Annotated in this window: 22 protein-coding genes and 1 other annotated feature; of the genes, 1 reads left to right on the top strand and 21 read right to left on the bottom strand. The window is 36.7% G+C overall.

The genetic code is table 11. The annotated features are described in order from the left end of the window. Positions 1 to 530: 530 nt before the first annotated feature. The 8 genes from glmS to rplJ all read right to left on the bottom strand — a co-directional run bounded on the left by glmS (position 531) and on the right by rplJ (position 13,928). The gene (glmS, locus tag ACTND6_RS06625; RefSeq protein ID WP_441022989.1) at positions 531 to 2,369 is read right to left on the bottom strand and encodes a glutamine--fructose-6-phosphate transaminase (isomerizing); all 1,839 of its coding nucleotides are present in this window, start codon (positions 2,367 to 2,369) and stop codon (positions 531 to 533) included. Positions 2,370 to 2,454: 85 nt separating this feature from the next. Next, positions 2,455 to 3,243 carry a hypothetical protein gene (locus ACTND6_RS06630; RefSeq protein WP_441022991.1) on the bottom strand — a complete coding sequence of 263 codons (789 nt, stop codon included), beginning with the start codon at positions 3,241 to 3,243 and terminating at the stop codon, positions 2,455 to 2,457. Further along, entirely contained in the window at positions 3,230 to 4,075 is an 846-nt protein-coding gene (locus tag ACTND6_RS06635; protein WP_441022992.1) for an alpha/beta hydrolase, read from the bottom strand. Before ACTND6_RS06635 ends, ACTND6_RS06630 begins: the two co-directional genes overlap by 14 nt. Positions 4,076 to 4,124: 49 nt before the next feature. Beyond that, entirely contained in the window at positions 4,125 to 8,018 is a 3,894-nt protein-coding gene (rpoC, locus tag ACTND6_RS06640; protein WP_441022994.1) for a DNA-directed RNA polymerase subunit beta', read from the bottom strand. Between the two features lie 15 nt (positions 8,019 to 8,033). Further along, positions 8,034 to 12,197: a DNA-directed RNA polymerase subunit beta gene (gene rpoB / locus ACTND6_RS06645; RefSeq protein WP_441022995.1), complete on the bottom strand. Its 4,164-nt coding sequence runs from the start codon at positions 12,195 to 12,197 to the stop codon at positions 8,034 to 8,036. 101 nt (positions 12,198 to 12,298) lie between these two features. Further along, complete coding sequence (locus ACTND6_RS06650; RefSeq protein WP_441023021.1) at positions 12,299 to 12,868, bottom strand: class I SAM-dependent methyltransferase; 570 nt, start codon at positions 12,866 to 12,868, stop codon at positions 12,299 to 12,301. Between the two features lie 113 nt (positions 12,869 to 12,981). Continuing rightward, positions 12,982 to 13,353 (bottom strand): 50S ribosomal protein L7/L12, encoded by a 372-nt coding sequence (rplL, locus tag ACTND6_RS06655; protein WP_178176976.1) that lies wholly within the window; start codon positions 13,351 to 13,353, stop codon positions 12,982 to 12,984. A gap of 14 nt (positions 13,354 to 13,367) precedes the next feature. Continuing rightward, positions 13,368 to 13,928, bottom strand: a complete 561-nt coding sequence (gene rplJ / locus ACTND6_RS06660) for a 50S ribosomal protein L10 (RefSeq protein WP_441022997.1) — start codon at positions 13,926 to 13,928, stop codon at positions 13,368 to 13,370. A 28-nt stretch (positions 13,929 to 13,956) separates the two neighbouring features. Then, positions 13,957 to 14,086 (bottom strand) — a sequence feature (ribosomal protein L10 leader region). 84 nt (positions 14,087 to 14,170) lie between these two features. On the opposite strand from rplJ, the gene pepI reads away from it, so the two are divergent. After that, positions 14,171 to 15,049: a proline iminopeptidase gene (gene pepI / locus ACTND6_RS06665; RefSeq protein WP_441022999.1), complete on the top strand. Its 879-nt coding sequence runs from the start codon at positions 14,171 to 14,173 to the stop codon at positions 15,047 to 15,049. A gap of 38 nt (positions 15,050 to 15,087) precedes the next feature. Here pepI and ACTND6_RS06670 read toward each other — a convergent pair whose 3' ends face one another. The 13 genes from ACTND6_RS06670 to ACTND6_RS06730 all read right to left on the bottom strand — a co-directional run. Next, entirely contained in the window at positions 15,088 to 16,161 is a 1,074-nt protein-coding gene (locus tag ACTND6_RS06670) for a M24 family metallopeptidase (protein WP_441023001.1), read from the bottom strand. A gap of 221 nt (positions 16,162 to 16,382) precedes the next feature. Further along, on the bottom strand, positions 16,383 to 17,060 hold the full coding sequence (gene rplA, locus ACTND6_RS06675; RefSeq protein ID WP_441023003.1) for a 50S ribosomal protein L1: 678 nt from the start codon (positions 17,058 to 17,060) through the stop codon (positions 16,383 to 16,385). A gap of 2 nt (positions 17,061 to 17,062) precedes the next feature. After that, a complete protein-coding gene (rplK, locus tag ACTND6_RS06680) occupies positions 17,063 to 17,479 on the bottom strand; it encodes a 50S ribosomal protein L11 (RefSeq protein WP_178176980.1) in 417 nt (138 codons plus the stop codon). 149 nt (positions 17,480 to 17,628) lie between these two features. Beyond that, entirely contained in the window at positions 17,629 to 18,210 is a 582-nt protein-coding gene (gene nusG, locus ACTND6_RS06685; RefSeq protein ID WP_441023005.1) for a transcription termination/antitermination protein NusG, read from the bottom strand. A 4-nt stretch (positions 18,211 to 18,214) separates the two neighbouring features. Beyond that, a complete protein-coding gene (locus tag ACTND6_RS06690; protein WP_178176981.1) occupies positions 18,215 to 18,457 on the bottom strand; it encodes a preprotein translocase subunit SecE in 243 nt (80 codons plus the stop codon). A gap of 11 nt (positions 18,458 to 18,468) precedes the next feature. Then, the gene (gene rpmG, locus ACTND6_RS06695; RefSeq protein ID WP_178176982.1) at positions 18,469 to 18,624 is read right to left on the bottom strand and encodes a 50S ribosomal protein L33; all 156 of its coding nucleotides are present in this window, start codon (positions 18,622 to 18,624) and stop codon (positions 18,469 to 18,471) included. 63 nt (positions 18,625 to 18,687) lie between these two features. Beyond that, positions 18,688 to 19,311, bottom strand: coding sequence for a sigma-70 family RNA polymerase sigma factor (locus ACTND6_RS06700; RefSeq protein ID WP_441023008.1), 624 nt, complete (start codon positions 19,309 to 19,311; stop codon positions 18,688 to 18,690). A 135-nt stretch (positions 19,312 to 19,446) separates the two neighbouring features. Beyond that, entirely contained in the window at positions 19,447 to 20,154 is a 708-nt protein-coding gene (gene rlmB / locus ACTND6_RS06705) for a 23S rRNA (guanosine(2251)-2'-O)-methyltransferase RlmB (RefSeq protein WP_441023010.1), read from the bottom strand. A gap of 1 nt (position 20,155) precedes the next feature. Further along, positions 20,156 to 20,536, bottom strand: coding sequence for a ribonuclease III domain-containing protein (locus ACTND6_RS06710; protein WP_178176985.1), 381 nt, complete (start codon positions 20,534 to 20,536; stop codon positions 20,156 to 20,158). Then, positions 20,536 to 21,870 carry a cysteine--tRNA ligase gene (gene cysS / locus ACTND6_RS06715; RefSeq protein WP_441023012.1) on the bottom strand — a complete coding sequence of 445 codons (1,335 nt, stop codon included), beginning with the start codon at positions 21,868 to 21,870 and terminating at the stop codon, positions 20,536 to 20,538. Before cysS ends, ACTND6_RS06710 begins: the two co-directional genes overlap by 1 nt. 264 nt (positions 21,871 to 22,134) lie before the next feature. Beyond that, complete coding sequence (locus ACTND6_RS06720; RefSeq protein WP_441023014.1) at positions 22,135 to 22,338, bottom strand: GYF domain-containing protein; 204 nt, start codon at positions 22,336 to 22,338, stop codon at positions 22,135 to 22,137. A gap of 9 nt (positions 22,339 to 22,347) precedes the next feature. Beyond that, positions 22,348 to 24,510 carry a helix-turn-helix domain-containing protein gene (locus ACTND6_RS06725; protein WP_441023017.1) on the bottom strand — a complete coding sequence of 721 codons (2,163 nt, stop codon included), beginning with the start codon at positions 24,508 to 24,510 and terminating at the stop codon, positions 22,348 to 22,350. 150 nt (positions 24,511 to 24,660) lie between these two features. After that, positions 24,661 to 25,102: group II intron maturase-specific domain-containing protein (locus ACTND6_RS06730; RefSeq protein ID WP_441023019.1), on the bottom strand; the 442-nt coding region annotated here is incomplete at its 5' end.

Consider the following 25,102-nt stretch of genomic DNA (forward strand, 5'->3'; position numbering starts at 1 on the left):
TAGTAACCGTTAGGATACTTGGCATGAAAGAAGAAATCTTCACAGGCCTGATCATTGTTTGCATACTTTCTAGTAAATTCAATCATAGATGGTTTTTTATCTTTATATTTAAACATATACTTTTACCTCGCAGTTAAAGTGTATATCCAGCAATATGATTTTATTGTATTAAAAAGCGGACACTAAAGAGATTTCTGAACTTTTTTGAATCAGGTGGTCAGTTATGAAAAATAATTGCAAACTGAAAAAACAGAACAGGATCTGATACTGTTAAGTATCGGTTACCTGTTCTATTTATTTTTGTTTATCGGTGAATAGTAACTTTTTTGCTTTGCTTTTTTGCTTTGCTTACAAATTTAACATTTATGTTACTCTTTTAATCAGGCAAAAGAAAAAGATAAGAATAAAATCATTTTTCAAATAACTTTTATTTCTTATCTCTTTTCATTTTTATATACTGTTTTCTCGCATAGCAGAATTTCAGAGATTCCACATCTGGATTCAATAACGCTGTTACTCGAATAGTTTTTTTATTCAACCGTCACTGATTTTGCTAAATTTCTTGGTTTATCAACATTTAAGCCTTTTGCTACTGATAAATAATATCCAAGTAACTGTAAAGGAATAATTGCCAATGATGTTGTGAAATATGGATCAGTTTGTGGAATATATACTGTAAAATCTGCCGTGTCTTCAATGGAATAATTGCCATATGATGTCAATCCCATTAAATATGCACCTCTAGACTTTACTTCTACCATATTGCTTCTTGTTTTTTCAAATAGTTTTTTGTCCGTGCAAATTCCGATTACTAGCGTTCCATCTTCTATCAACGAGATAGGTCCATGTTTAATTTCCCCAGCTGCGTATGCTTCTGAATGAACATATGATATTTCTTTCATTTTAAGAGAGCCTTCTAGAGAAACTGCATAGTCTATACCCCTGCCAATAAAATACATATCTTGTGCATTTGCATATTTACTTGCGAACCACTGAATTCTCTCCTTATCAGAAAGTACACGTTCCATTTTTTCAGGAAGAGTTTCCATTTCTTCAATTAATGATGTATATCGATTTTCATCAATTATTTCTCTATATTTTCCAAGCTGAATTGCCAATGCATAAATTGCAATCAATTGTGCACTATATGCTTTTGTTGTGGCAACCGCAATTTCAGGTCCTGCCAATGTATAAAATACATAGTCTGCTTCTCTAGCAATAGAAGATCCTACAACATTTACAATGCCGAGTGTTTTTATATTCATCTTTTTTGCCAAACGTAATGCTGCCAATGAATCAGCTGTTTCTCCAGATTGAGAAATTACTACAACAAGATCGTTTTCATTCAAAATCGGATCTCTATATCTAAATTCAGATGCAAGTTCAACACGTACTGGAATTCTGGAAGCTGATTCAATAACATACTGTCCAACAACTCCAACATGATATGCAGATCCACATGCGACAATAATTATATTATTCAATTTTTCCGCTGTTTCTTTATCAATACCTACTTCGCTTAGGTCAATCTTTCCATCTTTAAGGACTGATTTTAATGTATCTTTTACAGCTTTTGGCTGCTCATGAATTTCTTTGATCATGAAATGTTCATAGCCATTTTTTTCTGCAGCTTCTGCATCCCAAGTTACTTCTTTTGGTTCAATTTCAACTTCTTCTTGATCTAAATTAAAGAACTTCACACTGCCTTTATTCAATTCAGCAACTTGTTCATTTCCAATATAATAAACAGTCTTTGTATAATTTAAAATTGGAGTAACATCAGAAGCAAGATAACTTGCTCCCTCAGCAATCCCAATTACCATTGGTGAGTCTTTTCTTGCAGCATAGATAGTATCTGGATAATTTTTAAACATGACTGCCAATGCATAAGAACCTCTAATTCTCTGCATTGCGTGTGTTAAAGAATATAATGGTCCTTGATTATATTTCTTTTCATAATAATCAATCAGTTTCACAGCTACTTCTGTATCTGTCTGTGAATAGAAAGTATATCCATGACGTAATAATTTTTCTTTTAATTCCTGATAGTTTTCGATAATACCATTATGAACGCCTATTACATTATGATCATCACTACAATGAGGGTGTGCATTTTTTTCGCTTGGTTCTCCATGTGTTGCCCATCTGGTATGACCAATGCCAATTGTTCCCTTCATTGCTTTTCCATCGTCTGTTTTTTCAGCCAAAGCTTTTAATCTTCCCTTGGCTTTGACAATTTCAGTATCTGAAGTTCCATTACGAACAGACAAACCTGCTGAATCATAGCCTCTATATTCTAATTTTTCTAAGCCCTTCAACAAAATAGGTGCTGCCTGTTGATTACCGTTATATCCAACGATTCCGCACATATAGAAAATCTCCTTTCAAAAAATATTTTTAAATTATATACCTCATGAAAATGTATGAAAATTATTTTTTGTGTAAAAAAAGACTTCACGAACGAAGTCTTTTCGATATGAATTGAAGAAAAACGTATAATAAAGCCATAATACAACAAGTTGTAAAAAATAGCGTTTTATTAAATATTTGTGTTCTACCTAAAAAGTGATTGGATAAATACATTCCAATTCCTCCACCGCAAACACTAAAGAAAACAACACAGATACTTGCAATCAAAAAGCATTTTGTGATTTCTTTCATCCATATTTTTCTATCTGATAAATAGCAGGTAACTGTTAGTAGCATTACAGAAAGAACAATATATAAGTTTCTATAAATATTCATTAAAAACAGGCTCGAAATGATTAATGGAATTCGAAATTGTTTTGCATATTCTATAGAACTATCAATATATTCATGCAATACCTGTTCTCCATTTTCACACTGTTCTTCTAAGTCTTGTCTAAACGATTGATCCGTTTTGACATTCAATTTCTTTTCAATCAGGGATACTGATTCTTTTACGATATTTTGAATTTCTTTGCTTGTATCTTGAATTGTTGCTTCTTTGATTGTTGAATTAATTGCATAATCCATATAGATTCCTGTTATTTTCTGTATTCCTTTTTCCTGAAGCATTTCATTTTGCAACGCAACAAGTTTATCTGTATCTTCACTGCCATAATATTCATCAATCACATCATTCATTCTAAAAACAAATGCTTTTCCTACTTCCCATTCTGCTAATGTAGTGCATACACTTTGACGAATGCAGGTATTGAGTGCTGTCATAACAATTAATATTGTTAACAGCCAATATAATATGTGACTATTTTTCTTCATAAAGCAACCTTTCAATTGTATTTTCAAGCCACATCATGCATGCATGCGCCATATCTTTCTGTTCTTCATCAAATGATTTTAAATTTCTTTTAAAACTTGCATCACTCAGATATTCTGAAAAATTATACTCAATAAATCCTTGTATTGCATCAGTATATTCTTTTCTTTCATATTCAACATTTGCCTGGTCCATATGTTCGCACCACGTGTCTACCATTTTATTTTCCTGAGCATTATTGGCAGTTACAACTGTAATTGGATATTTTAAATACCCCATATCTGTCAATTTGATAATAGAATCATCCAACATTGGGTAAAAAGCTATAAGTCCTTTTATTCTTAATTGAAAATCCATTAATATCGAAGCAGCTCCAATTTGTAAATAACTTCCTCCAGAAAAACCGACCATGACTACATTGCCAGTCTGAAGATTATAACTAGATGCATTTTTCATAAAGTATTGTGTAACGTCTATAATTTCCTGTTGCTGATATGGTGGCTTCTGCTGTGCTAGTTTTTTATAATTGATTGAAGCCACGCAACACTTACAATCATTTCGCAAAGTATCACAGAAAGAATCTGTCATGTCTGCATCTCCATTGATCAATGCACCACCATGCGCAACAACTACTAAACCAACAGGTTTCTCACTATCATATCGATAAAGATTCACTTCAACATCAGGAAACTGTTCTCGAGTAACCAATACTCTTTCTCCAATTAACTTTTCTTTTTTTAATGATTGCTCTACAGGTTTTTTATTTTTCATAAATAAATACTGAACAATCCACAAAACAATTAAAATGCCAACAAAATTTATGATTGTATTCATCTTTTCTCCTTTAGCGAAAAAGACTCCGTAAAACGGAGTCTAATTTTCTTTAGTCTTCAAATGAGTCTGAATCATCACGGTCACTACTTGTACCGATAACATCTTCTGGAAGCGTTGGTTCTGTTTCTTCCTGAAGTCTAGCGTTTCTTTCATGACGTGCATCAATCATTTCTTGAGCAAGCTGATTGATCATTCTTGACGTATCACGGTCAAAGTCTCTACCTGTACCAGCAGGGATCAACTTACCAATCAAGACATTTTCCTTCAAGCCTTCCAAATGGTCAACCTTACCCTTGATTGCAGCTTCTGTAAGAACTCTTGTTGTTTCCTGGAATGAAGCAGCGGATAAGAATGAATCTGTTTCTACTGCAGACTTAGAAATACCTAACATGATAGGGCCAAACTTAGCTGGAGCCTTACCTTCATCAAGCAAGTCTTCATTGATTGTATTCATGTTATGAAGTGATAATGTTTGTCCAGCAGACAATCCAGAATCACCTGGTTCAATAACGATAACTTTCTTCATCATCTGTTTGATCATAACTTCCAAGTGCTTATCAGAAATATCGATAGACTGAGAAGCATATACCTTACGTACTTCCTTCAAGATATATTCCTGAACTGCAGCAACACCAGCAACTTCAAGTAATTCCTTAGGAGCAATCTGTCCTTCAGTTAACTTTTCACCAGCGTGTACTGTTGTACCAACCTTCATCCAAGGACGAATAATCTGTGTAAGGTCGCACTTATGTTCAATAGATTCTGTTTCGTTAGCAACTGTAACAATTCGACCAGTATTGTTGTCATTGTCTCTAATATCAACGATTTCACCATCAATCTTAGAAATAACAGCTACACCCTTAGGTGTACGTGCTTCGAATAATTCTTCTACACGAGGAAGACCCTGTGTAATATCACCACCGGCAGTAGCTACACCACCAGAGTGGAAGGATCTCATTGTAAGCTGTGTACCAGGTTCACCGATAGCCTGTGCAGCCATAATACCAATAGCTTCGCCTTCTTCAACAAGGTTACCTGTTGCCATGTTTCTACCATAGCACTTACGGCAGATGCCATTTTCAGCTTCACAAGTAAATACGTTACGAATCAGTACCTTTGCGTGTGTTTTAGCAATTGCTGCAGCCATATCGTCTGTAAGATATGTATCTGCTTCACAAATGACTTCACCACTCTGAGGATCAATGACATCACTAGCAGTATAGTAACCGGAAATTCTATCCTTCATTGATTCAATGATAGAACCATTCTTATTGTCATAAAGAGCACCATATGTGTCTTCCTTAACGTTTCCAAGCTGATCTGTATATGCCTTTGAACCATCTACTAAATAGCCCTTTTCTGTTCCGCAGTCTTCTTCTGTGATAACGACTTCCTGGGCAACATCGACAAGTCTTCTTGTCAAGTAACCAGATTCAGCAGTCTTTAAGGCAGTATCTGTCAGACCTTTGCGTACACCGTGTGATGACATAAAGAATTCAGCAACTGTCATACCTTCACGGAATGAAGAGTAGATAGGAACTTCGATAATACTTGGCTGATAACCCTTTGTCTTAGACTGGATAGGACGTGCCATCAGACCACGCATACCAGCTAACTGTGTAAAGTGGTTCTTGTTACCACGCGCACCAGATACAGCCATCATATTAATAGGAGACATTCTTGGTAAAGACTTCATTAAGGAGTCACCGACCTGTTCCTTAACATCATTCCATACTACCTGGAATTGTGCTTCCCATTCTTGAGGTGTTAATAAACCTCTGTCTCTTAAATGGTTCAATACATCAGCCTTCTTACGACCTTCAGCAACCATTTCATCCTTATGAGGAGCAACAGAAATATCAGATAATGCTACTGTCATACCAGCAATCATAGAGTACTGGTAACCAAGATTCTTCAAGTTATCCAATACATCAGATGTTCTTGGAGTATCTGAATCAACAAATCCATTACCATTCTTGTACTTAGCGAAGATTGCCGCAATTAAATTACCAAGGTCCTTCTTCTTGAATTCACTATGTAATTTACGAGAAGCAATTTCCTTCTTGATATCTGTTCCCATTGGTACAAAGTCTTCATCAGGTGTACGACGCAGGTTTTCACTTGTACATTCATTAACATATGGGAAATCTGCAGGCATAGCATTATTGAAAATAATCTTACCAACAGTTGTAATTAAATACTTCTGATTCTGTTCTTGACTGAAACAAGTCTTACCAACAGCATTTGCTGGTAAAGCAATTCTAGAATGAAGGTGAACAACACCAACCTGGTATGCCATTAATACTTCATTTCTATCCTTGAAGACATGACCTTCGTTATCACCATATCTTCTCCATCTTTCAGCTTCAACAGGTTCATTTAATCTGTCCAATGCGTCTGCCTTGTTATAGAACTCTTCTTGTGTTTCTTCCATATTCAAATAGAAGTTACCAAGTACTAAGTCCTGTCCAGGCGTAACGATTGGCTGACCATCCTTAGGACCAAGAATGTTATTTGCACCAAGCATTAATACTTCTGTTTCGGCTCTAGCCATTTCACCTAATGGAAGATGGACAGCCATCTGGTCACCATCGAAGTCAGCGTTGAACGCAGGACATACTAATGGATGTACACGGATAGCACGGCCTTCAACTAATTTAGGGAAGAATGCCTGAATACCTAATCTATGAAGTGTAGGCGCACGGTTTAAGAATACTGGATGACCATCAATTACCTTTTCAACGCAGTCCCAAACTCTTGGATCCTGTTTAGCAATTAACTTTTCAGCTGTCTTTGAGTTTGTAGCAATGCGCTGATTAACAAGTTCGTTGATAACAAAAGGTTTATATAGCTGAATTGCCATTTCCTTTGGTAATCCACATTCACTCATCTTTAATGTAGGACCAATTGCAATAACAGAACGTCCAGAGAAGTCTACTCTCTTACCTAATAAGTTTTGTCTGAAACGACCTTGTTTACCCTTCAAGGAATGAGACAATGACTTTAATGCACGTCCACCTGCACCTGTTGTAGGCTTAGAACGACGTCCATTATCAATCAATGCATCAACAGCTTCCTGAAGCATTCTCTTTTCATTCTGAACAATAATAGCAGGAGTACCAAGTTCCAAAAGTTTCTTCAAACGATTGTTTCTTGTAATAACTCTTCTATATAAGTCATTCAGATCGGATGTAGCAAATCTGCCACCATCCAACTGAAGCATAGGTCTTAAATCAGGTGGAATAACAGGTAATGTTGTTAATACCATCCACTCTGGCTTGTTATCAGATTTCAAGAAAGCTTCGACTGTTTCGAGTCTCTTGATTAACTTCTTACGCTTTTCACCTGTAGCTTTTTCAAGTTCTTTCTGAATTGATTCATATTCACCCTGAACATCACACTGTTCAAGTAATACTTTGATTGCTTCTGCACCAGTCTGTGCTGAGAATGAACCAGGACCAAACTTGACAGTAGCTTCTCTTAATTGCTTTTCAGATAAGATATCCTTGTATTTCAGATCCGTGTCACCTGGATCAGTAACGATCCAGCTAACGAAGTATACAACTTCTTCCAATTGCTTAGGAGCAACATTCAGAAGTAAGCTCATACGGCTTGGAATACCTCTTAAATACCAGATATGCGCAACAGGAGCAGCAAGATCAATATGACCCATACGTTCTCTACGAACACTGCTCTTTGTGATTTCAACACCACATCTGTCACATACTACACCCTGGTATCTGATCTTCTTATACTTTCCACAAGCACATTCCCAGTCCTTTTGAGGACCGAAAATGCGTTCGCAGAATAAACCATCCTTCTCAGGTTTCTGAGAACGGTAGTTAATTGTTTCAGGTTTCTTTACTTCGCCATAAGACCACTCATGGATCTTTTCAGGTGATGCAAGTCCGATTTTAATCGCTGTAAAATTGTTGATATTCATCTGACTTCATCCTCCTTATTCATCTGAATCAGCATCATCGTCAATACCTACGACTGCTGCTTCTGGAATGTCTTCTTCAAGACCTTCTTTAATTGTTAATAGACCACTCTCTTCAGCGTCATTTACATACTGCTGACGGTTCAGGTCAATCTTTGTTTCTTCTTTCAATTCTTCTTGTTCCATCTGCTTGAGATCCATCTCATTGCCATCATCGTCCATCATACGAACGTCTAATGCAAGAGCCTGTAATTCGTGAACCATAACTCTGAATGATTCAGGAATTCCTGGTTCAGGAAGATCTTTACCCTTAACGATAGCTTCGTAGCTCTTTGTACGTCCGATGATATCATCAGATTTAACAGTCAGGATTTCCTGCAATGTATGTGCAGCACCATAACCTTCAAGAGCCCAAACTTCCATTTCACCGAATCTCTGACCACCATTCTGTGCCTTACCACCTAATGGCTGCTGAGTAACAAGAGAATATGGACCAGTTGCACGAGCATGTAACTTATCGTCGACCATGTGTGCAAGCTTGATCATATACATAACACCAACAGAGATTCTTTCATCATAAGCTTCACCTGTCTGTCCATCATGTAATACATATTTTCCATCTGGAGAAACATTAGCTTCTGCCATGATGTCTTTTAAGTCTTCATTTGATACACCATCGAATACTGGAGTAGCAAACTTCACGCCAAGGCTCTTTGCTGCCATACCTAAGTGCAACTCTAATACCTGACCGATATTCATACGAGAAGGAACGCCGAATGGATTAAGCATGATATCAATTGGAGTACCATCTTCCATATATGGCATATCTTCTACTGGATTGATTCTTGAAATAACACCCTTGTTACCGTGACGACCAGCCATCTTATCACCTTCAGAAATCTTTCTCTTCTGAACGATGTAAACTCTAACCATTTCATTTACACCAGGTGCAAGTTCATGATCTTCCTTACGGTTAAATACACGAATGCTATGAACGATACCAGCACCACCATGTGGTACCTTCAAGGAGTTATCTCTAACTTCTCTACTCTTTTCACCGAAGATTGCTAATAACAGCTTTTCTTCTGGTGAGATTTCAGACTGACCCTTAGGTGTAACCTTACCAACTAAGATATCACCTTCCTTAACTTCAGCACCAACTCTGACGATACCTCTAGCATCGAGGTTTTTACAAGCACTTTCGCTAACGTTAGGAATATCTCTCGTAATTTCTTCAGAACCAAGTTTTGTTTCACGACATTCAATATCATATTCTTCAATATGTACGGATGTATAGAAATCTTCTGACTGCATTCTTTCAGACATGATAATTGCATCTTCGTAGTTGTAACCATGCCATGTCATAAAGGCAACAGTGACATTCTGACCTAATGCTAATTCACCGTTCTGCATAGATGGACCATCAGCAAGAATATCACCTGGTTTAACTCTTTCACCATCCCAAACGATTGGCTTCTGAATAATAGAAGTAGAAGCGTTTGATCTAGCAAATGAAATCAAATCATAAATCTTTTCTTTACCATTGTCTTCTTCAACAATGATCTTGTTTGCATCAACGTATGTAACAACACCTTCACCTGTACAAACAACAGCTGCACCAGAATAACGTGCTACAGCATGTTCCATACCTGTTCCAACATATGGAGAATGTGGGTTGAGTAGAGGAACTGCCTGACGCTGCATGTTCGCACCCATAAGAGCACGGTGTCCGTCATCGTTTTCAAGGAAAGGTACGCAAGCAGTTGCAACTGATACTGTCTGTCTTGGAGATACATCTGCGAAATCTACGTCTTCTTTATCAACCATGACAGTTTCACCAGCGATACGAGCAACGACCTGGTCACCAACAAGCTTACCATCCTGAATTTCGTTTACCTGTGCAATAACGTGATCATATTCTTCGTTAGCATCCATATAAACGATTTCATCTGTTAATGTACCGTCTTTTTCAACTTTTCTATATGGTGTTTCAATGAAACCATATTCATTGACTCTAGCATAAGTAGTTAAGTTGTTGATCAAACCGATGTTTGGACCTTCAGGTGTTTCGATAGGACAAATTCTTCCATAGTGAGAGTTATGAATATCACGTACTTCGAAAGAAGCTCTTTCACGTGTCAAACCACCTGGACCTAATGCGGAAATACGTCTCTTGTTAGATAATTCTGCAAGTGGGTTTTCCTGATCCATGAACTGCGACAACTGGGATGAAGAGAAAAACTCTTTAATTGCTGCAGTTAATGGACGTGTGTTTGTTAAGAGTTTTGGTGTAAGGTTAGCTACTTCAGCAATAGACATTCTTTCCTTAACAACTCTTTCCATACGGCTTAAACCAATTCTGAACTGGTTCTGAATCAGCTCACCAACAGTACGGATACGTCTATTAGCAAGCATATCAATGTCATCCTGGCTTCCAACACCATCAAACATTGTTAATTCATAGTTATATAAAGCATACATATCACTGATTGTAATTGTGTGTTTTTCATTTAATGGGTCAATACCAATTAACTGAACTGGATGACCATCTTCTGTATTAACCTTTACTTCCTGTACAGCAGCACCTACAAGCCAGATAGAAACATCCTGGCTCTTTGTTGCTTCAGACATAATTGCTTCTCTTGTAGCATTTGAAATCTTATCTACTGAGAAATCAGGCAGATATCTAGGAATGAGGTATTCACCATCTTCGTCGCAAAGATCAGCACCATTTTCTGTTGCTCTTGCAACAACATAAAGTCTAGAACCAAGATCCAATACTGCACTGATGTTATTGTTATTTACTTTAACTTCTTGTGCTACGATACCTGTGTAGATTTTAACTGTTTCAAATTCAGCTGCAATAGCCTTTGCATCTTCAAGAGTAATTACTGTACCTTCTTCAAGTTCAGTTCTATCTGTTTCGCCATCTAGATCATCAGCTAATACTCTGCCAACTAATGCATAATAGTCCTTTGTAGAAACTTCTAAAGTACATGGATGAGAGAATTTATGAACAAATGGTAATGCTTTTAATGCAATTCCCTTGTTGATTCCATCTCTTAATTCATTTCTTAATTCTTTGTTGATGAAAGTACCCTTCTTAACAAGTACATTTCCATCAGCACCGATAAGATCTTCAGCCATTGTATGATTCAACATACGATCAAGAATATTCAACTTGTTACGTGTCTTATAACGACCAGCCTTTGTTAAATCATATCTTCTATAGTCAAAGAATTTTGCATCCATTAAGTTCAATGCACCTTCAACAGTAGCGATTTCATCGGCTCTCTGGTTTTCATACACTGTCAACAAAGCATCATTTGTTGTTTCAGTCTTATCAGCATTTAAAGTGTTTTTTACTTCTTCATAGTTTCCAAATACAGAAGTATAAAGAAGCATGTAATCATTCTGGAACTTTCTTTCTTCTTCTGGTACAACAACATCATCATGAACTTCCATGTTCAATGCTTTCAGGAATTTTTCCATCTTTGTTGTATCAAAAGCATCTTCTCCCTTTTCTTCATTCAAGCTCATACCAATAGCCTTGAATAAAATTGTGGAAAGAACCTTTCTACGTCTATCAATAGATACATTTAAAATTCTGCCTAATGCTGCCTTCTTATCATCAGACATGAATTCAAGCCATGTGCCTCTTGAAGGGATGAGCTCACATGTATATGTATCTCTACCACTTCTTTCATCTGTAGCAATATCAAAATAAGCACCTGGAGATCTTACGATCTGAGATACAATAACACGTTCTGCACCATTAATAATGAATGTTCCTGTAGGTGTCATCAATGGAAAATCGCCCAAGAATACTTCTTCCCACTTTGTAATTACTTCATGAGTTTCAGAATCCTCAACTTCGAGTTCCATTTTTGCTCTTAAAGGAGCACAGTAATTTGTTTCTCTGTACTTGCATTCGTTAATTGAATATTTTGGTTCGCCAAATTCATAATCAAGGAATTTCAAGCGGATATCTTTGCTATAGTTTGAAATAGGGTAGATATCATTAAATACTTCCCTGATGCCGTCCTTTAAAAACCATTCATAAGAATCTGTTTGAATTCCAACTAAATCTGGCATTGGTAATCCGGAAGAAATCTTTGAATAATCTCTACGTACAGCTTTATTACCGTAATGCACGTCATGGTATGTTTTTGTTTTTTCCATATAACCATCCTTTCGTAGCACCGCTAAACGCCGAAAAAGGGCATAAATCCCCTACCCACATATTCGACTTTTTTACAATTTACAATAGTAACATAAGTCCATCAACCCGTCAATTTCGAACTTTGCAAAATCCAATATCCTTTATCACGGTCAATAACTTCACAATTGTTAAATATTTCATTTAATTTTTTTACCGCACTTTCTGCACCTTGCTGTTTACGGATGACAATTGTAAATAAACCACCCTCATTCAAGTGCATGTATGCATCTTCAAACATTTTATAAATCACTTTCTTCCCTGCACGGATTGGCGGGTTAGAAACAATGTGATCAAATGTTCCTTCCACAGATTCAAATCCATCTGAAACAAACGCATTTAAATCCAAGCCATTCTGTTGACTGTTGATTCCTGTTAGTTCAACAGCTCTAGGATTTACGTCAACAGAGACAACAGAACAGGAAGGGTTTAGTTTTTGTATGACAACTCCAAGTGTGCCATACCCACATCCCATATCCAAGACCTTTCCTTCGATTGGTTCTCGGCATACAGATTTCAGTAATACTTCAGAGCCATAATCGATCCCTGTTTTTGAGAAAACACCATTATCAGTTGTAAAGGTGAATAAGATGCCCGAAAACCGGAAAGAATGATCCTTCCGGTTTTTTGGCAGATTTCGGTTGTCGGTATAATAATGTGCCGTATAACTAAATCCTTTCTAGTTGTCGAAAAGCCGAACAAACATTCGGCCTTTCAAAATCTTTTCTTTTTGTTTTATGAAATTAATTACTTAACTTCAACAGCAGCGCCTGCATCTTCAAGCTTCTTCTTGATTTCAGCAGCTTCTTCAGGAGCAATGTCCTTCTTAATTTCAGCTGGAACGCCATCAACAAGCTTCTTAGCATCAACAAGTCCAAGACCTGTGATTTCTCTAACAGCCTTGATAACTGCAACCTTAGTAGCGCCTACTTCCTTTAATGTAACTGTTACTGTGCTTGGTTCAGCAGCAGCACCTGCATCAGCAGCAGCTGCAACAGCAACTGGAGCAGCAGCAGAAACGCCATACTTTTCTTCGATTGCTTTTACGAGTTCATTGAGTTCAAGAATTGTTGCTTCATCTAAATATGCAAGAATTTCATCTTGTGTTAACTTTGCCATTTTAATTTTCCTCCTTAGGCAGCTGCTTCTGTAGCAGCTTCTTCTTCTTTTGGTGCTTCTTCAGCAGCTGGAGCAGCAGCTCCATCAGCTGGTCTTGCTTCAGCAACAGCATTTACTGCACGAGCAAATGATGTAACAGGAGCATTCAATACAGATAACAACATACTGAGCATGCCTTCTCTGTTTGGCAGTGCAGAAAGTTCCTTGATAGTATTTGTATCAACTACCCTACCTTCAACGATACCTGCCTTAAGTACAAGTGCTTCGTGCTTCTTAGCAAAATTAGCCATTACACGAGCAGCTGCAGTTTCATCTTCACCGAATGCGATCGCATTTGGACCTGTTAAAGAATCCTTCAATTCACCGAAACCTGCATTATCAGCAGCGATAGAAGCTAAAGTATTCTTATATACCTTCATTTCTACGCCTTCAGCTCTTAATGCACGTCTGAGTTCTGTAACTTCAGCTACGCTGAGTCCACGGTACTCTGCGACAACAGTGGAACCTGAATTCTTAAACTTGTTTTCGATTTCAGAAACAACAGTCTTCTTACCTTCTAAAACAGTCTGATTCATTCAATCACCTTTCTTTTCTAGTTATCGCATACGCATAAATAAACCCTCGCGGAATTCACGAGGGTTAAAAAGTTTGTTTTATTTAATAACTTTCATTCACCTCGGTAACATAATTAAGCATCCGCCGTTACTGTCTATGGTATTTGATAACGCGTGATTATGTTACCACATATTTTGAGTGTGTCAATAGAATTTCGCTTTTTTATGTCAAAAAGTCGTTTTTTTGTATTACAATAGCATCTATGAGAAAAATTACAGAAGGCTACATGCCATATTTAAATTACAAAACATATTATCGAATCGTTAACGGTGGAGATAAAACACCAATTGTTTTGATTCATGGTGGACCTGGATCAACACACAATTACATGGAACTGTTAGACTGTATTGCTGACAGTGGAAGAAAAGTTATTTCTTACGATCAAATTGGCTGTGGAAACAGCTATTTAGATGGTCATCCAGAATTATGGAACGCTGATACATGGATTGATGAACTCATTGCATTACGTAAACATCTGCACTTAGATGAAGTATATCTATTAGGACAGTCATGGGGTGGAATGCTGATTATCCAGTATTTGATTGAAAGAAAACCAGAGGGTATTAAAGGTATTATCCTTTCTTCCACATTACCATCCTCTTCTTTATGGGCACATGAACAACATCGTTTAATTTCACTGATGTCAAAAAAAGATCAAGATGCGATTGCATTTGCCGAAAAGAATAACATATGGGATAAACCTGAATATCTAAAGGCAAACGATACATTCATGAAACTGCATTGTGCAGACATCAAAGATACAGATCCCGAATGCTTAACGCGTACAAAGAAAAACGGAAGTGAGGCATATTTATACGGATGGGGTCCAAATGAATACAATCCAACAGGTTCTTTAAAAAATTTTGAATATATTGATCGTTTACCCGAAATTCAAGTACCAGCACAAATCATGTCCGGAACAAACGATTTATGTACTCCACTTGTCGCTAAAACAATGTTTGATCGTATCTCAGATGCTCAATGGGAATTGTTTGATGGCGCTAGGCATATGTGCTTCGCAGAAGATAACAAACATTATTGTGACGTATTGTTAAATTTCATAAACTCAATTGAAAAGTAACTATTTAAAAAGCTTATCATCTTGGATAAGCTTTTCTTTTACTCAATAATTTCTAATTCATGAGAATAATGATTTAACACTTCATGACCATCTTCAGTAACAAGAATCAAATCTTCAATTCTAACGCCCATTGTTTCTTTATGATAAATACCTGGTTCAATAGAGAAGACATTGCCTGGAACAACAATATCCTGAAATCCCTGAGAAACATCTCCATATTCATGGTCTTCAATTCCAATAAAGTGCCCAAGTCTATGCGTGAAATCTTTTCCATATCCACCCGCAGTAATGACATCTCTTGCTTTTGAATCAATATCGCACAGTCTAACACCAGGCTTTACATATGCTTCTGCATCTTCATTTGCCTGACGTACAAGATGATAGATTCTCATCTGTTCCTCTGTTGGAGTACCTTTAAAGAAGAATGTTCTAGTCATATCAGAACAATATTCATGATATTTGCATCCAACATCAAACAACACCGTCTCACCTTCATGAAGAACAGTTTCATCCGGCATATGATGAGGATCGGCTGCATTCACGCCAAACGCTACAATTGGAGAGAAAGAATACGCTTCTGCACCAAGTTTTTTATAAATATCCAGCATCTGATTCGCAACTTCAATTTCAGTAATTCCGCTTTTTGGAAGCTTTTTAAATTCTGCCATTGCAAGATCATTGATGTGGCTGCTTTCTCTCAGCAAAGCAATTTCTTCTTCATCCTTGATTGCTCTTGCATGATCTACCGCAAGAGAACCATTAATGAATTTTGATGCAATTGCACCATCAATCATAGGCAGTAAGAATCTAGCTGCCAATGTTTTATCTACACCTAATGCTTTATTTGGATCAACATCATATTTCAGCAATTCAGCAACAGAATCTGTATCTGTAATCATTTTCTTTGTGACGCCAAGATCTTCATCAAAACGGAACAATTCATTCAAATAAAGAATCGGTTTTTTTCCTTTTTTAATTAATAGCCCAAGAAATCTTTCACCCGCAAAAATCCATCTTCCAGTTAAATAATAAATGGCAAAAGGATCTGTAATTAGCATTTGATCTGTATCTAGTTTTTCTAATACACGATTCATTCTTTTTTCATCTAGCATAGTTTAATACCTCTAACTAATATGATTATCATTATAGTCACTTCCATCAAAAAGACCACACATTTTATGTGTGATCTTTTCTCGGGAGAAAAATTTTATGAAAACTGATTTCAGATATCCCTATCTGATGTTTATATACTACCGATGAAATGTGTTGAAATTATGTAATAACTGTGAAAGAAGTATGAAAAAAAGAGAAACCGAAGTTTCTCTTAGTTAGATTATTCAACTGTAACGTTGATACCAGGACCCATTGTTGTGGATACTGTAATCTTCTTGATATAAGCACCCTTAACAGAGTTTGGCTTAACCTTGCTGATCTGATCAAAAAGAGCCTTGAAGTTTTCGTTTAATGCTTCTTCAGTAAAGGATACCTTACCGAACATTACATTTACGTTACCGTCCTTATCAACACGGTATTCAACTTTACCCTTCTTGATTTCATCGATAGCCTGAGCTACGTTCATTGTAACTGTACCTGTCTTAGGGTTAGGCATTAATCCCTTAGGACCTAAAACTCTACCTAACTTACCTAGCTGGCCCATCATGTCTGGTGTAGCTACAATAATATCGAAGTCGAACCATCCACCCTGGATCTTTTCAAGCATGTCAGCACCGCCAACATAGTCAGCACCAGCATTCTTAGCTTCTTCTTCCTTAGCACCCTGTGTGATAACAAGAACCTTCTGGCTCTTACCTGTACCATTAGGAAGTACCATAGCACCACGGATGTTCTGGTCTGCCTGTCTTGGGTCTACATTCAAGAAGAATGAAACTTCCATTGAAGAATCAAACTTTGTGGAAGAAATCTTCTTAGCAAGTGTGATTGCTTCCTTGTAATCATATGTTTTGCTGCGATCTACCTGTGAGAGAGCAGCTGCGTACTTCTTACCTGCCATGCTTATTCACCCTCCACTACGATGCCCATGTTACGAGCTGTACCAGCAATAATCTTCATTGCTGCTTCTACATCATTTGCATTTAAGTCTGGCATCTTGTACTCAGCAATTTCCTTTAACTGAGCCTGTGTGATCTTACCAGCCTTAACTGTGTTAGGCGTACCAGAAGCCTTCTGGATACCTGCAGCCTTCTTTAAAAGAACTGCTGCTGGAGTTGTCTTAAGAACGAATTCAAAAGACTTGTCTTCATAAGCTGTGATGATAACTGGAACGATATCACCTTTTCTGTCCTTAGTCTGATCATTGAATGCTGTACAGAACTGAGGCATGTTGATTCCTGCTGCAGCTAGAGCTGGACCTGGTTTAGCGCCACCAGCTGGGAACTGAAGCTTAGAAATTTTTGTAATTTTCTTTGCCATGTGGTTTCCTCCTATTTAGAAAATCCGCATGCAGTGGTCATCGAAAGTTTACTTCTTTCTCCCACGCATACATAAAAGATGCACTAACGTGCTCAAATATACTACTTCACCACTTCTTCTCTGTCAAGAAAAAAGGCACATTCTGTGCCTTATTCTACTACTTTTTCGATATCGTTATAGCTGATATCTGTTGCTGGTGTTTCTCTTCCAAATAAATTGATCAATACATCTGCTGTCTGTGTCTGATCATTCATTGTAGAAACAGTTCCTTCCATATTCTGGAATGGACCCGTTAAGATCTTAACAGTATCGCCAACCGCAAAATCAACGATAACTTTCTTGTCAGATTGACCCATTCTTCTAAGAATAGATTCCATTTCATCAGGAGAAACAGGGAATGGCTTTGCACCGCCACCGCTAGATCCAATAAATCCAGTTACACCTGGTGTGTTTCTAACAACATACCAAGCTTCATCTGTCATCTTCATTTCAACAAAGACATAGCCAGGGAAAAGATTATGCATCTTTTCAATCTTCTTATTGCCCTTGATTTCAATTTCTGGTTCTTCAGCAACTAAGATTCTGAATAAGCAATCCTGAATTCCCATAGATTCAACACGCTTTTCAAGATTATCTTTAACACGATTTTCATGACCGGAATATGTATTTACAACATACCAGCGCTTTACTTCTTCATCGTTCAATAAATCTGCATTTTCCATTTCTGTCATATTCTTATGCTCCAATACCAATTAACTTCAATAAGAATGTTACGCCAAATTCACAAAGTACAAAGAAAATTGCGAAAAAAGCAGTAAAAAGAATTACTTCACCTGAATTCTGTAGAATACCAGGATTATTCTGTCCATCACTCTTCCAGTGTGGCCATCTTACTCTCTTAGCTTCTTTACGAATACCACTGAATGAAAACCAATGATCTTTCTTCTGTTTATTTACTTTCTTTTTTTCATCTGTCATATGGAAACCTCCTATTTTGTTTCCTTATGGAGCGTCACTTTCCCACAATGCGGGCAATACTTTCTAAGCTCCAATCGTTTGCCATTGTTCTTCTTTGACCGATGTGTTGTATAATTTCTACAAAGACACACTTCACAAGCCAGGATAGCTTTATCTTCTTTTGCCATTACGAAAAACTCCTTCAAATGCTTTAATACTCTATCACATCAAAGCAATCAAAGCAATTAATTTCATACACGTTGCAGCGTTTTATTGATTGCGCAAGCTCTACGAATTGTCTTTTTAACCTTCTGCAATTTTCCATCATATGTTTTACGACTCATATGCAATCTTGCACACCCTTCCTCATAAGACATACCCTCATGCCATGCGTATAATACATCTTTTTCTTTTACATCTAATGAACACAACGCTTTATCCACTTGTTCTTTACACTCTATAAAAGCAAGTCTATATTCCGGCATGGAAAGACTATCCGACGTAGCAACCGTTTCAATCATTTCACATTCATCCGCAATCAGCTTATCTAAAGACATCACAAATTCAGAAGGTACACTTCGATTATGGATCGTTCTCGTAATGAAATTCGTTAATTTGCAATCCACAAGATATTTTGTATAGGTTACAAAAGATGCCTTTTTATCATCTCGATAGGAATCCATTGCTTCATATAACGCTAAAAGTGCTTCCTGATACAAATCTTCTTTGTATGACTGTGTATGTGAATTAAAACCCGTTCTTTTATATACCCATATTTTCAGGTACTCATTCATTTCATTTTTAATACACTCCCTGGCAATCAAACTTCCAGAATGATACAGATATAGTAATTCATAAATATTTGTGTTGTTCATATTATCTTCCTCTTGTATAAACATTTTTACACAAGAAAAACAAATATTTGTGTCGTATCGCAGTTCATTTTTTATAGAAAAAAGGCAGTATTCACTGTGGAAAACTGTCTTTTATAAACACTGAATTGTTGAAAATTAAAGTGGATTTCTTGCATTGAAGATTCCGTACATCAATACACCTGCAGATACAGAAGCATTCAATGATTCAATCTTTCCAACCATTGGAATCTTCACAACATAATCACACTTTTCTCTAATCAGTCTAGAAATACCTTTACCTTCATTTCCGATAACAAGCACACAATTGAAATCATACTTCAATTGACGATAATCCTGACCATTCATATCTGTACCAACGACCCACCAGCCATTTTTCTGAAGTGTTTCAATTGCACGAGATAAATTAGTAACTGCTGCACATTTCACAGTATCAATGGCACCTGCAGAAACTTTCGCTACTGTTGGTGTCAAGCCAACCGCATGTGTTTTCTTGAAAATGACACCCGTTGCGCCAATGGCATCTGCACTTCTTAGAATTGCCCCTAGGTTATGTGGATCTTCTAACTCATCCAAAAGAATCAATAATCCATGTTTTCCATTTTCAACATGCATGATTTCTTCCAAAGAATATGTCTTGTAGTCATTCACTTCTGCCGCAACACCTTGGTGTCTATCACTGCCTGTCAATTTTGTCAGATTCTTTTTATCTGTTCTTTTTATACGAACATGGTTTCTTTGTGCAAGAGATTCTAATTCTTTGTCATTCACTGCCAGAAAGATTTCTTTCACTTCTTTATGTTCCAGAAATAATTGTCTAACAGGATTTTTTCCATAAATATACATATTACTTTTTCAATGTAAGAACCTTTTGAAACAGTTCCTGTATCCTTTCTTGTTTTCCTTCTAACTTCAAATAGCCAAAAATAGCTTCGAAACCAGTTGAAATACGATATGTCTGTACATCTGTACTCTTAGGCGTTGCACCCGTATTTGCATTTCTGCCACGGCGGAATACTGCTTCTTCCTCTTCTGTAAGAATATTAGCTTCATGCAGTGCATCATAGAAAGCCGCCTGTGATTTTGCACTCACCATCGCAATACTGTCTTTTTGTAATGTTTTTCCTTTTCCTTCGCCATTTTCAATTAAATATTCTCTTACCACAAGAGACCATACCGCATCCCCAAGGAATGCTAATGTTCTGCCTGAACAACTGTTTACATTCATTACATTAAACCCTTTGCGATCAAAGCATTACGATACTGATCTGCACCATCCCAGTCTTTATTTGCTTTTGCTTCATTCCACTTTGTAAATAGCGCTTTGTCTTCTTCATCTAATACAACTTTATCTACAACGATACCTAGTACAGAAAGCATCTTCACTACAGAATTTCTAAGTCCAATCACTGTATTCCAGTCTGGTTCCTTTGTACGTAAGCCTTGGTTGATTTTCTTTACAGTATCAAAAATAACTGTATATGCATTTGGTGTATTTAAATCATCATCCAGCTGATCCAAGAATAAACGATAGCTTACTTCGTCATAACCATCAAAAGATGCAGAAGCTAATTGTGATTTAATATCCACCTGCTTTAAAGGATTCAATACTTTGTCCAGTTCTTTTCTGGCAGTTTCTACTGTTTCTTCAGAGAAATTCAATTCTTTTCTATAATGAACAGAACTCATCAGCCATCTTGTTAAATTTGTTCCTAACTTTTCAACAATATCCTTTGCCCACAATGTATTACCTAAAGATTTACTCATCTTCTGACCATCAATGTTGATCATCGCATTATGCACCCAGAAATTTGCCAATGCATTATGATGTGTGCATTCTTGTTGGGCAGCTTCATTTTCATGATGAGGGAATTTCAAATCCATTCCACCACCATGGATATCAATATATTCACCCAAGTTCTGATTGATCATAACAACACATTCCGTATGCCATCCTGGTCTGCCTTTCCCCCATGGAGAATCCCATTGAATACCTTTATCCGTTTTTTTCCACAACGCAAAGTCATATGGATTCTTTTTGCCATCATTCACTTCAATTCTTGCTCCAGCTTCTAACTGATCTAATCTCTGATGAGAAATTTCACCATATTCAGGATCAGCTTCAACTGAGAAATACACATCTCCATTATCAGAAACATATGCACTTCCATTATCTACAAGTTCTTTAATAAAGCTGATAATACCATCCATTGTCTCTGTAACTCTAGGTGTAATATCAGGCACTTCTGTATTCAACATTTTTCTAACATCCTGATATGCATCAATATATCTTTGCGCAATAACTGCTTCTGTTGTATTTTCTTCAATTGCCTTGTTGATGATCTTATCATCTACATCTGTAAAGTTTGAAACATACGTAACACTATATCCTTCTGCTTCAAACAAGCGTTTCAATACATCAAATACAACCATAGGTCTAGCATTACCAATATGTGCATAGTTGTAGACTGTTGGCCCACAAACATACATATCTACATGACCTTCTTTAATAGATTTGAATTCTTCAACATTCAATGTTTTTGAGTTATACAGTTTAATCATATTTTTTCCTCCAAAATAAAAACGTCTTATTAAAAAGACGTTACTTAACGTGGTTCCACTTTTCTTGCTTCTCATATACTTTAACGCAGTTAACGTCCTTATCTACATTATCGATAAAGCCCTCCAGGATGCATTCAAATTCCTATTGCATAAGTACTCACACCATCTTGTACTTTTCTCTTTTTACAATGTATGAAGTTTTACTATTTCCCATCTACGGTTTCAACAAAATTAGTATACCACAAAAAAGACTCTAGAAAATCTCTAGAGTCCTAAATCATCTTCTGTTTCAGGAATATATACAGAATAAATCGAATTTGCAACCTTCAGCCAGCCCTTCATATCTGGCATCCAGATCCATTCATTTGCATCTATAATTCCCTGATGAATTAAAGCACACAGTTCATTATCAGAGTAAGGGCCATATTTTGATTTATCTTTTTTCATGTAATACCAAACTTTTTCCATGTCCCCTCCTTATTGTGGTCCTTCCACTGGTGTGTTTGCTGGAGTCACTTGAATATCATAGCTTCCTTTGTCTGCTGTAATTAGATGATCCTCGTTATTAGAAATTTGATAACCTTGACTTCCTATATAACCATTTCTATTTACAAGCAAATCCAATTGAGCATTTGAATATGTCATACCGACTTTTACAGTTACCTCAACAGGTCCAGCAACTCTTTCATTACCATTAAAATAAGACAGTGAAATTTTCTTTTCAAGTAATCTATATTCCAGATTTTGTGTACCAGCATCACTTTCTGTGTATGTTGGTTCATTTGAACAAGCCTTCACAGAAATCATATGATAACCTTCCGCATCAATACCTGTATCTGTATAAGATGTTCCTGTCACTTCAAATTCCTGACCGCCATCAATGGATAGCTTATAAGATGTTGCATGCTCTACTGCAGTCCATTGTATCAGCCAAGAGCCATCATCTGTTGTATTGGCTGTAATACCACTTGGCGTAGCGAGCTGCACTGTCTTTGCGGTATATGTAAATGTATGTGTTGCACTAGATTCTTTTACTTTATCATCATCTGATTTTGCAACAACAGTTACAGTATAAGATTGACCATCTGTCAGAGAAGACGTCGCAATACTTGTAGAATTTGAAGATGTTTTTGTCTTTGATTCTGGATCTGTATTCACGCTTACTTCATAATAAGAAGCATTTTCAACAGTATCCCATTTAATCACCACATTCGCTGTAGTAACGTCTACTTTAATGTTCTTCACTTCACCTAATGTTTCTTCTTGTTTATTTGTATCATCTTCTGTTGTATCTACATATTGTTTATATGTATTATCACCAGCTCCGTGCATCTTTCCATAAGAATCAATACCAATCACAGTAGATCCATTTGCAGCAACGTGCTTGATACTCTTCCATGAAGATACTTTATTCACCACTTCTTCATCACTGTAAGAAATATTCACTGTTCCATCTTTCTTCAAACCAACTACCAGGTTATTACCAACAGCTGCGGATTGGATATCCGTCCAAGAACCAGTATCTAACGATTCTGCAGACCCAATAGGGTAGATTGTTACTTTTCCATCTTTCTTTGTTAAAGCAATCAAGTTATCTGAAATACTGATATGTCTAACATTTGATTGATTGCTTACCGCATCTGTATTACTGCCGGATGCTTTGATTGCACCATCGTTTGTTAAACCTAATGTAAATCCATTTCCAGCATAAACAGAAGAAATGTTTTTCCATTCAGATACTTTACATGCACTTTCATTACCAGCGCACACTACTGTACCTTCAGCTGTCACACCAACAGTATGATCTTTTCCTGCCGCAATGTATTTAATATGTTTCCATTCTTTCACATCTGCATTGCCATCAGAAGAAATAACAGTTCCATTCTTCAATAACACTGCTGCATGATCATCAAACGCCGCAACTTGAACACCAGTTGAGAAATTCTCAGTTGAGCTAAAATTACCATACTTCTTAATATTTCCCTGGTTATCAACATACAATGAATATGTATCACCCAATGCAATACGATTATCATTTCCAACATTCAAAGAAGATCCTGATTTATTAAAAAGCAATAAAACAACCGCAATCACAACTACAATTGCCGCAACTGCACCAATAATAATCATTGTCTGTTTTTTCTTTATTGGAGATGCAGGTTTCTTTTTCTTCTTGGGTTTTACTTCCTCTTCTTCATCTTCATCATCATATAAATGAGAAGCATCCTTTTCTTCAACATTAGATAAATCAGATGTATTCATTACTCTTGTATGTCCATCATCATCTTGATCATTCTTGTCATTCAAAGATGAAAACTGTTGTGTCTGCATGGTGTCACGCAAAGAGCCATCATACATCTGTGTGGCATTAATATCCTGTCCACCATTGAATGGAATCGTAGCACTCTGTTCAATGGCTGGTTCAGGAATCACAATTGATTTTGTATTATCTACAAGATCATCCACTGTAATGCCAAACATGTCTGCCATTTTTTTCAACAAGACAACAGAACAGATGCTATTTCCATTTTCCCATTGCATATATTCAGTCACAGGCACATTGAGCCTAGAAGCAATATCTCCCTGTGATAAATTTGCATGCTTTCTTAATAAAACTAACTTTTCAGGTAATTTATTCATAGTTACCTCCATCCTCACTATTTTAATGGTTATAACAAGGGTTTTCAACAATAGAGTAGAGTGAAGTAAATTAAATAATTTACTTCGACCCTCTCATTGCACCGTACGTACGGTTCCGTATACGGCGCTACATTTGTATTAAAATCACAACTATCTTAGATAGTATTCCAGCGGATTGACTAAACCTGGTCTTTCCGCTTTTTGTATGGCCAGCACTTTTGGACTGATGATAAAGTTGATTACATTCAATCCACATTGTCGATATAGTCCAAGCCTTGTGTTTGCCACCTTCAATATATCTTCGTCTGTGAAATTGCATTTGAATCTCTTGTTGATTCTCTGCAGATTCGTATAGACTCTCATTGGCTTTTTCCACTGCTTGATTATGACTACACGTATCTTGTGGCGCAACCATTGTCCAAACTCTTTCATGAACTTCTTCATGCTTCCTATGCGGAAGTAGTTTATCCATCCCCGAACAATCTGATTCACTTTTGTAAATGTATAAGAAAGTGGTCTAGCTACTGCTGCTTTTCGTTGCAGTACTTCTCTGATTTTCGTGTATAGCTTTACTTTCCTGTCACTGCTAGGT

Origin of the sequence: Bulleidia sp. HCP3S3_C9, from assembly GCF_052064035.1 — a bacterium.
Lineage (GTDB): Bacteria > Bacillota_I > Bacilli_A > Erysipelotrichales > Erysipelotrichaceae > Bulleidia.